Genomic DNA, 15,831 nt, shown 5'->3' with positions numbered 1-15,831 from the left:
TCCCCACTGCTGCCTCCCGTAGGAGTCTGGACCGTGTCTCAGTTCCAGTGTGGCTGGTCATCCTCTCAGACCAGCTAGGGATCGTCGCCTAGGTGAGCCGTTACCCCACCTACTAGCTAATCCCATCTGGGCACATCCGATGGCAAGAGGCCCGAAGGTCCCCCTCTTTGGTCTTGCGACGTTATGCGGTATTAGCTACCGTTTCCAGTAGTTATCCCCCTCCATCGGGCAGTTTCCCAGACATTACTCACCCGTCCGCCACTCGTCACCCAAGGAGCAAGCTCCTCTGTGCTACCGTTCGACTTGCATGTGTTAGGCCTGCCGCCAGCGTTCAATCTGAGCCATGATCAAACTCTTCAATTTAAGTTTGATGCTCGTGAATTAAACTTCGTAATGAATTACGTATGTTCACTCAGAGACTTGGTATTCATTTTTCGTCTTGCGACGTTAAGAATCCGTATCTTCGAGTGCCCACACAGATTGTCTGATAAATTGTTAAAGAGCAGTGCCGCTTCGCTTTTTCTCAGCGGCGCGGGGTGTGCATATTACGCCATCCCGCTGCGAAGTCAAGCATTTAATTTCGCTTTCTTCGCCGGAGTTCTCAGTGGAACCCCGCTGACCCGGCGGCTTGTAATCCGTTGTTCCGTGTCAGTGGAGGCGCATTATAGGGAGTTATTTCAGGCTGACAAGGGGAAATTTAAAATAACTTTCTGAGTGCGTGTTTTTTCACCAAAACAACCATTAACATGCCATAAAATAAGCAAATTGCCGTTTTTGCAGCCGCAATCACACTTCCAGGTGGCATACTAATGAATAAGAAAAAGAGTAAGGAAGAACATTCATGCCGTTAAATGCCCAACAGCTAGCCGCACAGAAAAACTTGTCCTACGTTCTGGCCGAAAAGCTGGCTCAGCGAATATTAAAAGGTGAATACGCGCCGGGCGCTATATTGCCTGGCGAAATAGAGCTGGGTGATCAGTTTGGTGTGAGTCGCACCGCGGTAAGAGAGGCGGTAAAAACGTTAACGGCAAAAGGTATGGTATTACCACGCCCACGTATCGGCACACGCGTCATGCCGCAAGCAAACTGGAACTTCCTCGACCAGGAGCTGCTCACCTGGTGGATGACGGAAGATAATTTCCCGCAGGTCATTAAACATTTTCTGGTGATGCGTATCAGCCTGGAGCCTCAGGCGTGTTTACTGGCGGCGACCATTGGTACGGCTGAACAGAAAGCGCACCTCAACACGCTGATGGAAGAGATGGTCGAGCTGAAAAGAAACTTCAGACGCGAACGCTGGATTGAGGTTGATATCGCCTGGCATGAACACATCTATGAAATGAGTGCGAATCCGTTCCTTATTTCCTTTGCATCTCTGTTCCATTCGGTTTACCAGACCTACTTTACCTCTATTACCTATAACGATGTGGTGAAACTGGATTTGCACCAGGCCATTGTCGATGCAATAGATGATAACGATGGCGATCGCGCCTTTGCTGCTTGTCAGGCATTGCTGATAGCACCGAACGTGCTACCGGATAAATAATATGTCAGAAAAGAAATCACGTAGTATGGCCGGGCTACCGTGGATAGCAGCCATGGCCTTTTTTATGCAGGCACTAGACGCCACTATCCTCAATACCGCCCTACCCGCAATAGCACATAGTCTTAACCGCTCTCCGCTCGCCATGCAGTCGGCCATTATCAGCTATACCCTGACGGTCGCGATGCTTATCCCGGTAAGTGGTTGGTTGGCAGACCGATTTGGTACCCGACGCGTCTTTATGATTGCTGTTAGCCTGTTTACGTTGGGATCGCTGGCCTGTGCGCTGTCCAGCTCCCTAAGCGAGCTGGTGATTTTCCGTGTCATTCAGGGGATCGGTGGCGCCATGATGATGCCCGTTGCCCGTCTGGCGTTATTGCGTGCCTACCCTCGCAGTGAACTGCTTCCCGTGCTTAACTTCGTCACCATGCCTGGACTTGTGGGGCCGATTTTAGGTCCGGTATTGGGCGGTGTACTGGTTACATGGGCCAGTTGGCACTGGATCTTCCTGATTAATATTCCAATTGGCATTGCCGGTATCTTCTACGCTCGCAAATATATGCCGAACTTCACCACCCCACGCCGCGGTTTTGATATGACCGGTTTCTTTCTGTTTGGTTTGAGCCTGGTGTTGTTTTCTAGCGGCGTTGAATTGTTCGGTGAGAAGCTTGTCGCTACCTGGGTCGCACTCGGTATTATTCTTGCCAGTGTGTTGTTACTACTCGCCTATATTCGCCATGCTCGTCGTCACCCAACGCCACTTATATCTCTTCCGATATTTAAGACTCGAACCTTTTCTGTTGGGATCGCCGGCAACCTCGCCACTCGCCTGGGCACAGGCTGCGTGCCCTTCTTAATGCCGCTGATGTTGCAGGTAGGCTTTGGATATCCGGCTCTGATAGCCGGTTGTATGATGGCGCCAACGGCGTTGGGTTCAATTCTGGCAAAATCCATGGTGACGCAGGTTCTGCGCAAACTCGGCTACAGGACCACATTGGTGGGTGTTACGGTTTTTATCGGCCTGATGATTGCGCAGTTCGCTTTGCAATCTCCTGCCATGCCGGTCTGGATGCTGATCCTGCCGCTGTTCATTTTAGGTATGGCGATGTCCACCCAGTTTACCTCAATGAATACTATCACTCTGGCGGATCTGACCGATGAAAACGCCAGCAGCGGCAACAGCGTATTGGCCGTTACTCAGCAGTTATCAATCAGTTTAGGGGTTGCCATCAGCGCCGCCGTTCTGCGTATCTATGAAGGTATGGAAGGAACCAATACGGTCGAGCAGTTCCATTACACCTTTATGACGATGGGCGCTATCACGGTAATATCCGCGCTGATGTTCATGCTGCTAAAAGCCAAAGATGGACGTAACCTGATCAAAGATCGGCACAAACCTAAACCGACCCCCGCTCCATCAAAACAGGAGTAAGCTGCAAACGCTGTTGTTGTAATGCGGGCTGGGCCATCCGATGGATTAATACATCGATGGCCAGTTCGCCCAATTCATCTTTTGGTTGATGTATGGTCGTCAGCGGAGGCGTCATATAGCGCGCCAACTCGATATCATCATAACCCACCACCGCCATATCCTGCGGAATGCGCAATCCCGACTGGTACAGAGCCTGATACGCGCCAACTGCCATTGCATCATTGCCGGTAAAAACGGCCTGCGGTCGCTGTTTATGCGACAGCAACGTTTGCATAGCTTCAAAGCCGCCACCAAACTCAAAGTCACCGGTAATCTCGTAGCCTTCCGGGACAGGCAAGCCCGCCCGCTTCATTGCCGCCCGATATCCTTCCAGACGCAAACGCGCCGGGGTTTTATCCAGCGGCCCGGTGATGCAGGCAATGCGCGTAAAACCTTTTTCGATAAGATGTTGCGTGGCTAAATCCCCGCCCAGCAGGGAGTTATCCTGAATCAGATCGCTTTCACCATCAAAGGGCGACCAGTCCATCATCACGGTCGGTATAGAAGGATAACGCTGCATTATCTCTCTGGAAGGCTGATGTGTTTCCGTACAGAGCAGCAGCAAGCCATCCACGCGTTTTTGCATTAGCGTTTCCAGATTACGGTTCATGCGCTGTTCATCGCCTTCGGTATTGCACAGCACCAGGCTGTAGCCGCGCTCAAAACAGCTACGTTCAACGCCGCGCACCAGTTCAGAATAGAAGGGATTGGTACTGGCAGTGATTAACATGCCAATGGTGCGGGTCTGGTTTAACTTGAGGCTACGCGCCAGCGCGGAGGGAGCGTAGTTAAGCGCTTTAATCGCAGCTTCTACTTTGTCAGTGACAGACTCACTGACAAAGCGATCTTTATTAATGACGTGAGAAACCGTCGACGTGGAAACACCCGCCAGGCGGGCGACGTCCTTCATTGTAGCCAAGCGTTACCTCTGTTGACTTAAAAACGCTTCTATTTCTTCGCGCCACGGAACGGAAGGCTGTGCGCCTTTACGGGTAACCGCAATCGCCGCAGCGGCATGCGCAAAACGGATCGCTTCAGGCAGTGGAGTCTCTTCCAGTAACGCTGTAATTAACGCGCCATTAAAGGTGTCTCCGGCGGCAATAGTATCAACGGCTTCCACTTTAAAACCGGGTACTCGCTGACCTTCGCCATTCACGCTGGCCCACACACCGCGACTCCCTAAGGTAATCAGTACAGTATGGATTCCTTTAGCATGCAATGCCTGCGCCGCTTTGGCCGCGTCTTCATCATTTTCAACCCGGATCCCCGTCAGCTTTTCAGCCTCGGTTTCATTCGGGGTAATAATATCTACCAGCGCCAACAGCTCGTCAGAAAGTTCACGTGCCGGAGCCGGGTTTAGGGCGACCATGGTCTTATTTTGATGTGCAATCTTTGCCGCAGCCAGAACGCTTTCGATCGGCGACTCTAACTGCATCAGTAAAGCAGACGCCTGCGCGATACGCTCATGCTGTGCTTCCACCAGCGCTGGCGAAAGAGCTGCGTTAGCTCCAGCATGAATGCCGATAACGTTCTCACCTTCACCATTCACAAAAATCAACGCAACACCGGTCGATTCCCCCGAAATTACGCTAATCGGCGCAATATCAATGTTGTCTTTGGCTAACTGTTTACGCACACTTTCGCCAATATCATCATCGCCCGTACAGGCAATGAATGCGATATTCGCGCCACTACGACCCGCAGCAACAGCCTGATTCGCGCCTTTACCGCCAAATGCGACCTGATAATGACTACCGGTTACGGTTTCACCAGGTGTCGGGAAAGAGTTAAGGTTAAGGATGTGATCGGCATTGATACTGCCAAGAACAACGAGGTTGCCTGCGGTTTTCATATTTGGTGTTCCAAGTCAAAGTGCGCCACCGGGTTAGGGTGGCGCGTGCCCTGCTTTTCTTTTTACGCTTTCATCCCCAAAACCAGATACGGGGATGGCGTATTTATGTCTCCATCAGGCCGCGAGCGACCTGAATCGGTATTACTGCTTGATGACCAGCTTCAGGTCAACCGGATATTTAGCCTGAACCTTCTCGCCTTTCAGGACTTTATCCGCAGTCTCAACGCCTTTCGCACCGATCTGATCCGGCAACTGAGCAATGGTCGCAGCCAGTTTGCCATCATTTACTGCTTTTTCGCCATCTGGAGTGCCGTCAAATCCAACCACCATCACATCAGATTTACCCGCGGTTTGCAGTGCGCGCAGCGCACCCAGCGCCATTTCATCGTTCTGAGCAAATACGGCCTGCACATCAGGATGCGCGGTCAGCAGGTTCTGCATGACGTTCAAACCTTTAGTGCGGTCGAAGTCTGCCGGCTGGCTGGCCAGTACGTTAAATTTGTGTGCCGCAACGGCCTGCTGGAAACCTTCGCCACGCTCACGCGCCGCTGAAGTTCCGGCAATCCCCTGCAGTTCGATAACTTTCGCGCCTTCACCTGCTTTCTTCGCGATGTAATCACCCGCAATTTTGCCGCCCAACACGTTATCAGACGCAATGTGGCTTACCACTTCGCCTTTGGAGGCAACACGGTCAAGGGTAATAACCGGAATTTTTGCCTGGTTAGCCATCTTCACAGCATTACCAACGGCATCAGAGTCGGTTGGGTTGATCAGCAGAATTTTAGTTCCACGAACCGTTAAGTCCTGAACGTTAGCCAGCTCTTTCGCCGGGTTGTTCTGCGAGTCCAGAATCACCAGGTTGTAACCCAGCTTATCCGCCTCTTTTTGCGCCCCATCCTTCAGAGAAACAAAGAACGGGTTATTGAGGGTGGAGACCACCAGCGCAATAGTATCTTTAGCCATCGCATTCGCGCTCACGGTGGCGCTCAGCGCAACAGCAGAAACCAGGGTAGCCAGTTTTTTCATATTCATATTTAAGATGTCCTGTAATCGTTGTTACTGCTTTTTGTTGTCTACCAGTACCGCCAGCAAAATCACCACCGCTTTGACGATCATCTGGTAATAGGAGGATACACCTAACAAATTCAACCCATTATTGAGGAAACCAAGAATCAATGCGCCGATCAGCGTCCCAACAATTCGTCCTTTACCACCCGCCAGGCTAGTACCGCCTAATACTACCGCTGCGATAGCATCCAGCTCATAGCCAGTGCCTGCCGTTGGTTGCGCAGAGGAGAGGCGTGCTACTTCAATGATGCCCGCCAGCGATGCCAGCAGACCGCACAGTGAGTAAACGATAATTTTGATTTTACTGACGCTGATACCGGACAGACGCGTTGCCGCTTCGTTACCGCCCAGCGCGTAGATATAACGCCCCAGACGCGTGTGGTGCAGCATGTACCACGCCGCGAGGAAGACAATCCCCATGATCCACACCGGCGTAGGGACGCCTAACGGACGACCAATCCCGAACCAGCCAAACAGATCGGCATTGTCAGTAAACCCGGTGTTTACCGGACTGCCGTTGGTGTAGACCATGGTCACACCGCGCAGCAGCAGCATCATAACCAGAGTCGCGATAAACGCCTGCACGCGACCTTTCGCGACAATCACCCCGGTTACCGCGCCAATGGCAGCGCCGAGCGCCAGGGCCGCAGCAACAGCCACCAGCGCATTGACTTCAATCCCTACAATCGAAGCCGCAACCGCACCGGTCAGCGCCAGCAAGGAACCGACGGACAGATCGATACCCGACGTCAGGATAACCAGCGTCATGCCAACCGCCATGATGGCGTTCACCGACGTTTGCTGAAGAATGTTGAACAGGTTATTAACGGTAAAAAAGTTAGGGCTCATGGTGGAAACAATCGCGATCAGCACTAACAGAGCGATGAGCGACTTTTGCTCCAGAAGCCATGCTTTAGTGAAATAACGGCGACCAGAAACAGCCTGGGTAGTCATCTTTTTTACTCCTGATTCACGCGATTAAGCTTGCCCACAGCGGCAGCCATTAATACTTCCTGAGTGGCCTGCTCGCGAGTGAATTCACCGCCGAGATGCCCTTCATGCATAACGATAATTCGATCGCTCATGCCCAATACTTCTGGCATCTCAGAAGAGACCAGAATGATACTCAGCCCATCGGCCTTAAACTGGTTGATAAGCTGATAGATTTCTTTCTTGGCCCCAACGTCAACACCGCGCGTTGGTTCATCAAGGATCAGCACTTTTGGCCGGGTCATCAGACCGCGCGCAATCGCCACTTTCTGCTGGTTACCACCGGAAAGAAGGCCGATAGCCTGTTCCATCGATGGCGTTTTAACATTGAACAGGCGAATAAAATCACCCACCGCCTGCTGCTCATCTTTATGTTTAAGGCTTCCGCCTGCACGGCTGAAATAGCGCAGCGCGGTCAGTGACATATTCTCTTTCACCGACATGCCGAGCACTAAACCATCGCGTTTACGGTCTTCAGAAATATAGACGATGCCGTTAGCCAGTCCATCCTGCGGCGAACGGGTAACCACTTCATGGCCATCAAGCGTGACGTAGCCGCTGGTACGCGGCAATGCGCCGTACAACACTTTCATCAGCTCGGTACGCCCAGCCCCCATCAGCCCCGATACGCCAAGGATCTCGCCTTTACGCAGCGTGAATGACACATCGTTTACGCCAGGACCGCACAGATTATCGACCTTCAGGCGAATATCACCCGGCGCTTTTTCCAGACGCGGGTACTGATCTTCCAACTTACGTCCCACCATCATTTCAATCAGCGAGTCTTCGGTAAGCGATGCGACTTCACGCTCGGCAATAAACTGCCCGTCGCGGAAGACGGTTACGTCGTCGCAAATCTCGAAGATCTCTTTCATGCGGTGAGAAATATAGACAATGCCGCGTCCCTGGGATTTCAGTTCGCGAATGACGCGGAACAGGGATTCGGTTTCGGTGTCGGTGAGGGCATCCGTCGGTTCATCCATAATGATGACCTTCGATTCAAAGCTCAGCACTTTGGCAATTTCGACCATCTGCTGATCGCCAATCGACAGCTCACCGACCAGCCTGTCGCTTTTAAAGCGCAGATTGAGTTTGGCGAGCAGCAGATCGGCTTCGGCGTACATCTTCTTCCAGTCAATTTTGCCAAAGCGATTCACAAACTCACGACCGAGAAAAATGTTTTCAGCGATAGTGAGTTGCGGGATCAGGTTCAGCTCCTGGTGGATGATACCGATTCCGGCTTCCTGGGAGGATTTCGGACCGTTAAAGGTGGTCTCTTTCCCCAGCCACAATAAGGAACCGGCATCACGGGTGTAGATTCCGGTCAGCACCTTCATCATGGTGGATTTACCCGCGCCGTTTTCGCCCACCAGCGCCATTACGCGGCCTGGGTAGACATTCAGCGCGGCGCCGGATAGCGCTTTTACGCCCGGGAACGCTTTATCGATCCCTTTGAGTTGCAGTAATGCGTTCATGATGGCCTCAGAACGTGACGCCAGCACAGAGAATGATATTCGCATACGGAGAACACTCTCCGCTGCGAATTACCGCCTGACTGTCTGCGGTTTGTTTTTTGAATTGTTCATGCGTGGTGTAACGAATTTCTATGGTGTTTCCCTGGTGTTGTTGCAGTTGCTCAATGTGGCTGAGCAACGTTTCGTGGAGTTGCGGATTATGTTGTTTAATTTCCGACGCGAGAATGGCCGCCTCGACCTGCATTTCACGTGTGACCACATCCAGTACCTGCATAAAAGAAGGTACGCCCTGGGTTAATGCCATATCGATACGCGTTGTGCTGTTCGGGATGGGTAAACCTGCATCACACACCACCAGCGTATCGGTATGCCCCAGACGGGAGATCACCGATGAAATTTCAGAGTTGAGTACCGTGCCTTTCTTCATTTTCTTTCCCCACTAGCGAAACGTTTCGCTGGAGATAAGTGTAGTGCGAAGAGTGGACAGAAAACCACCGCGACGTTACGAAAATGTGATCGCCATCGAAACGTTTCGCAAGGATTATCATTAGATGAAATGAAAACTGGGAGGGACAAAACAAAACGCCCCTTTTCACGATGAAAGAGGGCGTCGATGAGATTAAATCTCGACCTGAGTACCGAGCTCAATAACCCGGTTCGGTGGGATTTCAAACTGGTCCGGCGCACGCAGCGCATTGCGCTGTAACAGCAGATACAGCTTACCGCGCAGACGCAAGTACCATGGTCGTTTGCCGACAATCAGCGACTCGTGCGACATGAAGAAGGAGGTTTCCATCATCCGGCAGCTTAAGCCTTCCAGACCGCAGCGATGGAACACTTCCTCCACGTTCGGCGTTTCGCGCCAACCGTAGCTGGCAACCACGCGCCAGAAGGTGGGCGATAACTGCTCAATCTGCACCCTACGCACGTTGTGAACATAGGGCGCATCTTCCGTGCGCAGCGTCAGCAGAATAACGCGCTCATGCAGCACCTTGTTATGTTTGAGGTTATGCAGAAGCGCAAACGGGATGACGTTCAGTGCGCGGGACATATATACAGCCGTTCCCGGCACGCGTACCGGTGGTGATTTCTCCAGAGAAGCAATCATCGCCTCCAGAGAGTTACCGTGCTCATGCATACGACGCAGCAGACGGAAGCGTTCACTTTTCCAGGTGGTCATGATGGTGAACATCACCAGACCCAGCGTCAGAGGCAGCCAACCGCCGGAAATCAGTTTATCGAGGTTCGCGGAGAACAGCGGAACATCGACGCACAGGAATGCCACCAGGATCAGGAAGACGAAGTATTTATTCCAGTGCCAGTTTTTGCGCGCCACGGTGGTCGACAAAATAGAGGTCAGCACCATCGTCCCCGTTACCGCAATCCCGTACGCCGCGGCCAGATTACTGGAGTGTTCAAAACTCACAATCACAATAACCACCGCAAAATAGAGCATCCAGTTAACGAAAGGAATGTAGATCTGGCCCGACTCCATTTCCGAGGTATGGATAATGCGCATTGGCGATAAATATCCCAAACGCACGGCCTGACGCGTCAGCGAGAACACACCGGAGATAACCGCCTGCGAAGCGATTACCGTCGCCAGCGCAGCGAGGATCAGTAGCGGGATCAACGCCCAGTCTGGCGCCAACAGGAAGAACGGGTTTTTGATCGCTTCAGGATGCTTTAACAGTAGCGCCCCCTGACCAAAATAGTTCAGTACCAGTGAAGGCAACACCACAGAGAACCATGCCAGGCGAATCGGCAACTTACCGAAGTGGCCCATATCCGCATACAGCGCTTCAACACCGGTAATCGACAACACCACCGCACCCAGTGCAATAAAAGACAACGTTTTGAATTCGAGGAAGAAATGCACCGCCCAATACGGATTTAGCGCCTGCAGTACTTCCGGATTGCCAATAATACTGCGTACGCCTAAAACCGCCAGCGTCAGGAACCACAGCAGCATAATCGGCGCAAACAGCTTACCGACCATGCCGGTACCGTGTTTTTGAATCAAAAACAGCAGGGTCAGTACGATTATCGAGAGCGGAACAATCCAGGTATCAAGTTGCGGGGCAATAATCTCCAGACCTTCAATCGCAGACATCACCGAAATGGCTGGCGTAATCACCACTTCACCATAGAAGAAGCTGCCGCCTATCAATCCCATAATGACCAGCATGGAGGTTGTTCGCGCCGAGGTATTGCGCCCGGCCAATGACATCAGCGTCAGGATCCCGCCTTCTCCGGCGTTATCTGCGCGCATGACAAACGTCAGGTATTTAATGGAGACAACAAAGATCAGCAGCCAGAAAATCAGCGAGAGAAAACCAAATACGGCATCACGTTCAACGCCAAAACCAAACTGGCCGGACAAACATTCACGAAGCGTATAAAGTGGGCTGGTACCAATATCACCGTAGACAACCCCAATGGCTGCAAGGGTAATCGCAGACAATGATTGTTTATTATCAGTGCTCATAGACTCGTCTTTCGTTTATACACATCATCTTTCAAGCCACTCCGTGTGGGCTGCATTCGTTATTCCCCCCATCCCAGGAGAAAACTCCATTGCCGCCTTGGTGCAGCTTGATTGATTTGGTGTATATATAAGAAATGTGTGCGTCGTCCCTTGGCCCACAAAAAGGCGCACAGTATGCACGATTAATCACAAAATCGTACCCCTAAATGAGACCAGATTAATCTGGCTCAAAGAAAAATAAGCGCACCTTCAGTCTATTACTGCAATGGTGTGAAGCATCTATACTCGCAGTTTATGCAGTACATTTGGCGAAAGGACGCCACTTCATTATGGCTCACCCACATTTATTAGCGGAAAGAATTTCCCGTCTGAGCAATGCGCTGGAAAAGGGACTTTTTGAACGTAGCCACGCCATTCGTCTGTGTCTGCTGGCAGCACTCAGCGGCGAGAGCGTTTTCTTATTAGGGCCCCCGGGGATCGCAAAGAGCTTAATTGCCCGCCGACTGAAGTTTGCCTTCCAAAATGCACGCGCTTTTGAATACCTGATGACGCGCTTCTCTACGCCGGAAGAAGTTTTCGGCCCTCTGTCCATTCAGGCCCTTAAAGACGAAGGTCGCTATGAACGCTTAACGGTGGGCTATCTTCCTGAAGCTGAAATCGTTTTTCTCGATGAAATCTGGAAAGCAGGCCCGGCAATTCTTAACACCCTGCTGACCGCCATTAACGAACGTCACTTTCGCAACGGCGCGTATGAAGAAAAAATTCCGATGCGTCTGCTGGTGGCCGCATCCAACGAACTGCCTGAAGCCGACAGCAGCCTGGAAGCGCTGTACGACCGTATGCTGATTCGTCTGTGGCTGGATAAAGTTCAGGACAAGGCCAATTTCCGCTCCATGCTGCTAAGTCAGCAGGATGAAAGCGACAACCCGGTCCCCGCATCATTGCAGGTGACGGATGAAGAGTATCACCAGTGGCAAAAAGACATTGGCGCCATCAAGCTTCCCGATCGCGTGTTTGAGCTTATTTTCACCCTACGCCAGCAGTTGGACACGCTACCGAATGCCCCCTACGTGTCCGATCGTCGCTGGAAAAAAGCGATCCGCTTACTCCAGGCCAGCGCTTTCTTTAGCGGACGTGATGCGGTAGTACCTATCGACCTGATCCTGCTGAAAGATTGTCTGTGGTACGACGCGCAAAGCCTGAATCTGATGCAACAGCAGCTTGAAATATTGATGACCGGACACGCCTGGCAGCAGCAAGCCATGCTGACGCGCCTGGGCAGTATTGTGCAGCGCCGCATTCAACTCCAGCAGCAACAAAGCGACAAAACGGCGTTCACGGTAATCCGTCAGGGTGGCATGTTCAGTCGTCGTCCTCATTATGATTTACCACCGGAAGCTACGTCCTCAGTCGTGACATTACTGCTACAAAAGCCATTAAAGCTGCATGATATGGAAGTTATCCATATTGCTTTCGAACGCAGTGCGCTGGAACTGTGGCTAACAAAAGGCGGTGAAATCCGCGGAAAATTAAACGGGATCGGCTTTGCCCAAACACTGAATATGGAAGTCGATAGTGCACAGCATCTGGTTGTGCGCGATGTCAGTTTACAGGGTTCTCGCCTGGCGCTGCCGGGGGCTTCGCAAGAGAGTATGCCCGCAGAGATAAAGCAGGAGCTTGAAGCGCTCGATAACGAGTGGCATCAGCAGCACAGCGCATTCAGCGAACAGCAAAAATGCCTGTTTATTCATAGCGACTGGTTAGGCCGCATTGAGTCCAGCCTGCAGGATGTCGGGGCGCAAATCCGCCAGGCGCAACAATGCTGACCCTTGATACACTCAACATAATGCTGGCAGTCAGCGAAGAGGCGATGATCGAAGAGATGATCGTCGCCCTGTTGGCTTCCCCAAAGATGGTGGTATTTTTTAAAAAATTTCCTCGCCTTAAAAAAGCGATCACTGACGATATTCCCCGCTGGCGCGAATCTTTGCGTAGCCGCCTCAAAGATACCCATGTGCCGCCGGAGTTGGCAGAAGAAGTCATTTGTTATCAACAAAGCCAGCTCCTCTCTCATGCACAGTTTATCGTTCAACTACCGCAAATATTATCGCTATTGCACCGACTCCATTCGCCCTGGGCTGGGCAAGCGCAGCAACTGGTCAATGACAACAGCACCTTTACGCCCGCCCTACATACGCTTTTTCTCCAGCGCTGGCGCCTGAGCCTGGTGGTGCAAACCACAACGCTGAATCAGCAACTGCTGGAAGAAGAGCGCGAGCATTTGCTCAGTGAAGTACAGGAACGGATGACCCTTAGCGGACAACTGGAACCCGTTCTGGCGGAAAATGACAACGCTGCAGGCCGGTTGTGGGATATGAGCGCGGGCCAAATCAAGCGCGGTGATTATCAGTTGATGGTGAAATACGGCGAATTTCTGACGCAACAACCCGAACTCCAGCGGCTGGCCGAGCAGTTAGGTCGTTCCAGAGAGGCGAAATCCGTGCCGCGTAAAGATGCGCCAATGGAAACCTTCCGTACCCTGGTGCGCGAACCGGCAACCGTCCCGGAGCAGGTGGATGGCATCCAGCAAAGTGACGATATCCTGCGCCTGCTACCGCCAGAACTGGCCACGTTGGGCATAACCGAACTGGAATACGAGTTCTACCGACGGCTGGTGGAAAAGCAACTGCTGACCTACCGCCTGCACGGCGAAGCATGGCGTGAGAAGGTAACAGAACGTCCGGTGGTGCATCAGGATTTTGACGAGCAGCCGCGCGGACCTTTTATCGTCTGCGTTGATACATCAGGATCGATGGGCGGGTTTAATGAGCAGTGTGCGAAAGCCTTTTGCCTGGCGCTAATGCGCGTCGCCCTTGCCGATAACCGGCGTTGTTTCATTATGCTGTTTTCAACAGAAGTGGTGCGCTATGAGCTTTCCGGTCCGGAGGGCATCGAACAGGCGATCCGCTTTTTAAGTCAACGCTTTCGTGGTGGCACTGATATTGCCAGCTGTTTTCGCGCCATTATTGAACGCATGCAGGGTCGGGAATGGTTTGATGCCGATGCGGTGGTTATCTCAGATTTTATCGCTCAGCGATTACCCGATGAAGTCGTCAGCAAAGTGGGGGAATTACAGCGGGTGCACCAGCACCGTTTTCATGCGGTAGCGATGTCAGCACATGGCAAACCCGGCATCATGCGCATTTTCGATCATATCTGGCGCTTTGATACCGGGATGCGAAGCCGCCTGCTCAGACGCTGGCGGCGTTAATTGTTACAGCAGAGAAGCGACGCTTTCACGTACCTGGGCCGGCCATACGCCACACTGAACCTGGCCAATGTGCGGTAATTGCAGCAACAGCATGGTCAGACGCGACTGCCCAATCCCCCCACCAATCGTCTGCGGCATTTCACCACGCAGCAGCGCCTGGTGCCATTCCAGACTCAGGCGATCTTCATCACCGGTCAAAGACAGCTGGTGTTTCAGAGCGTCAGCATCCACACGGATCCCCATAGAAGACAGCTCAAACGCATCTTCCAGAACCGGGTTCCAGACCAGAATATCACCGTTCAGACCGGCATGACCCAGCTCAGACGCTGAACTCCAGTCATCATAATCCGGCGCGCGTACATCATGACGGTGACCGTCACTGAGTTTACCGCCGATCCCCACCAGGAATACCGCGCCCAGCTCTTTAGCGATCGCACGTTCACGACCTTTTGCGTCAAGATCCGGATAACGAGATAGCAGCTCCTGGCTATGAACAAAGTGGATCTGCTCTGGCAGGAACGGTGCCAGACCAAACTCTTTGCTAACCGCAGCTTCGGTGGCCTTAATTCCCGCCCAGATAGCCTCTACCGTGCTTTTCAGAGTGGAGAATTGACGCTCACCGTCGCCCATCACGCGCTCCCAGTCCCACTGGTCAACGTACACTGAGTGCAGCGGGGAGAGGCGATCTTCATCGGGACGCAGGGCTTTCATGTGCGTGTACAGCCCCTCGCCTGCGCTAAAGTCGTGTTGTCCTAACGTTTGACGCTTCCACTTCGCCAGTGAATGAACCACTTCGAATTGAGCGTCTGGCAATGCTTTAACCTTCACCTGCACCGCTTTTTCACAGCCCGACAAGTTATCCTGCGTGCCATCTCCAACGCGGCTGAGGATCGGAGCCTGAACTTCGATCAGACCTAAACGCTCTTCCAGCTGGCGAGAAAAATGAGATTTTACGAAGCTAATTTGACGTTGTTTGGCAATGTAAGCGGTTTTCATTATGTGTACTCCTGTGTCCTGTTGCCTATGATTAAGCAACAGAATGGAGGTAATATTCAATAATCAACAAACAAAAAGCCGACTTCGATTTTGATTCGTTAAAATTAACGACTAAAATAGAGGGAATCATTAATCTACATAAGAAAAACCTATGGAAAATTATCAGATCGACAATCTGGACCGCGGCATTCTTGATGCCCTGATGGAAAATGCCCGTACTGCCTACGCAGAATTAGCCAAACAGTTCGGCGTCAGCCCAGGAACAATTCACGTTCGCGTAGAAAAGATGAAGCAGGCCGGGATCATTACCGGCGCGCGGATTGATGTTAGTCCCAAACAATTGGGTTACGACGTCGGCTGCTTTATCGGCATCATTCTGAAAAGTGCGAAAGACTATCCGTCAGCACTTGCAAGACTGGAAAGCCTCGATGAAGTGACCGAAGCGTATTACACCACCGGGCACTACAGCATCTTTATTAAGGTAATGTGCAAATCGATCGACGCGTTGCAGCAGGTACTTATCAACAAGATCCAAACAATTGACGAAATTCAGTCCACTGAAACCCTGATCGTCTTGCAGAACCCGATTATGCGTACCATCAAGCCATGATCGGTTTTTTTAATCCCCTATTTTTCCACAGGTAGATCCCAGCTCGCACACAGCGTACAATACGCCC

General features: G+C 51.9%; 13 protein-coding genes and 1 rRNA gene. 5 read left to right on the top strand and 9 right to left on the bottom strand.

Going from position 1 to position 15,831, the window contains the following annotated elements:
* Positions 1 to 363: ribosomal RNA gene (locus tag OGV89_RS03235) — 16S ribosomal RNA — on the bottom strand; the annotation flags it as partial.
* A gap of 478 nt (positions 364 to 841) precedes the next feature.
* On the opposite strand from OGV89_RS03235, the gene OGV89_RS03230 reads away from it, so the two are divergent.
* Together OGV89_RS03230 and mdtD are read left to right on the top strand one after the other, a co-directional pair.
* A complete protein-coding gene (locus OGV89_RS03230) occupies positions 842 to 1,546 on the top strand; it encodes a FadR/GntR family transcriptional regulator (protein WP_003023753.1) in 705 nt (234 codons plus the stop codon).
* Between the two features lies 1 nt (position 1,547).
* Positions 1,548 to 2,975, top strand: a complete 1,428-nt coding sequence (gene mdtD, locus OGV89_RS03225; protein ID WP_003840564.1) for a multidrug transporter subunit MdtD — start codon at positions 1,548 to 1,550, stop codon at positions 2,973 to 2,975.
* Here the strand turns inward: mdtD and rbsR are convergent.
* The 7 genes from rbsR to kup all read right to left on the bottom strand — a co-directional run bounded on the left by rbsR (position 2,941) and on the right by kup (position 10,887).
* Complete coding sequence (rbsR, locus tag OGV89_RS03220; RefSeq protein WP_003023757.1) at positions 2,941 to 3,933, bottom strand: ribose operon transcriptional repressor RbsR; 993 nt, start codon at positions 3,931 to 3,933, stop codon at positions 2,941 to 2,943. The two genes, mdtD and rbsR, sit on opposite strands and share 35 nt — an antisense overlap.
* Positions 3,934 to 3,936: 3 nt before the next feature.
* Complete coding sequence (gene rbsK / locus OGV89_RS03215) at positions 3,937 to 4,866, bottom strand: ribokinase (protein ID WP_003023758.1); 930 nt, start codon at positions 4,864 to 4,866, stop codon at positions 3,937 to 3,939.
* A 141-nt stretch (positions 4,867 to 5,007) separates the two neighbouring features.
* The gene (rbsB, locus tag OGV89_RS03210) at positions 5,008 to 5,898 is read right to left on the bottom strand and encodes a ribose ABC transporter substrate-binding protein RbsB (protein WP_003023760.1); all 891 of its coding nucleotides are present in this window, start codon (positions 5,896 to 5,898) and stop codon (positions 5,008 to 5,010) included.
* A gap of 24 nt (positions 5,899 to 5,922) precedes the next feature.
* Entirely contained in the window at positions 5,923 to 6,888 is a 966-nt protein-coding gene (gene rbsC / locus OGV89_RS03205) for a ribose ABC transporter permease (RefSeq protein ID WP_003023762.1), read from the bottom strand.
* 5 nt (positions 6,889 to 6,893) lie between these two features.
* Entirely contained in the window at positions 6,894 to 8,399 is a 1,506-nt protein-coding gene (rbsA, locus tag OGV89_RS03200) for a ribose ABC transporter ATP-binding protein RbsA (protein WP_003023764.1), read from the bottom strand.
* Positions 8,400 to 8,406: 7 nt separating this feature from the next.
* Entirely contained in the window at positions 8,407 to 8,826 is a 420-nt protein-coding gene (gene rbsD / locus OGV89_RS03195; protein WP_003023766.1) for a D-ribose pyranase, read from the bottom strand.
* A 192-nt stretch (positions 8,827 to 9,018) separates the two neighbouring features.
* A complete protein-coding gene (gene kup / locus OGV89_RS03190; protein WP_003023768.1) occupies positions 9,019 to 10,887 on the bottom strand; it encodes a low affinity potassium transporter Kup in 1,869 nt (622 codons plus the stop codon).
* Positions 10,888 to 11,216: 329 nt separating this feature from the next.
* Here kup and ravA point away from each other — a divergent pair, with 329 nt between their 5' ends.
* Both ravA and viaA read left to right on the top strand, forming a co-directional pair.
* The gene (gene ravA, locus OGV89_RS03185; RefSeq protein ID WP_286558136.1) at positions 11,217 to 12,713 is read left to right on the top strand and encodes an ATPase RavA; all 1,497 of its coding nucleotides are present in this window, start codon (positions 11,217 to 11,219) and stop codon (positions 12,711 to 12,713) included.
* Positions 12,707 to 14,158: an ATPase RavA stimulator ViaA gene (gene viaA / locus OGV89_RS03180; RefSeq protein ID WP_003023773.1), complete on the top strand. Its 1,452-nt coding sequence runs from the start codon at positions 12,707 to 12,709 to the stop codon at positions 14,156 to 14,158. The genes ravA and viaA overlap by 7 nt, the downstream gene beginning before the upstream one ends.
* A gap of 3 nt (positions 14,159 to 14,161) precedes the next feature.
* Here the strand turns inward: viaA and asnA are convergent, their stop codons facing one another.
* Positions 14,162 to 15,154, bottom strand: coding sequence for an aspartate--ammonia ligase (gene asnA, locus OGV89_RS03175; RefSeq protein WP_003827009.1), 993 nt, complete (start codon positions 15,152 to 15,154; stop codon positions 14,162 to 14,164).
* A gap of 151 nt (positions 15,155 to 15,305) precedes the next feature.
* Here asnA and asnC point away from each other — a divergent pair, with 151 nt between their 5' ends.
* Positions 15,306 to 15,764, top strand: coding sequence for a transcriptional regulator AsnC (gene asnC, locus OGV89_RS03170; RefSeq protein ID WP_003023780.1), 459 nt, complete (start codon positions 15,306 to 15,308; stop codon positions 15,762 to 15,764).
* Positions 15,765 to 15,831: the final 67 nt, after the last annotated feature.

This window comes from Citrobacter sp. Cf125 (assembly GCF_030333935.1).
GTDB lineage: Bacteria > Pseudomonadota > Gammaproteobacteria > Enterobacterales > Enterobacteriaceae > Citrobacter > Citrobacter freundii.
Note: the sequence above shows the minus strand (reverse complement) of the source record. Positions and strands in the feature narration are given on the sequence as shown.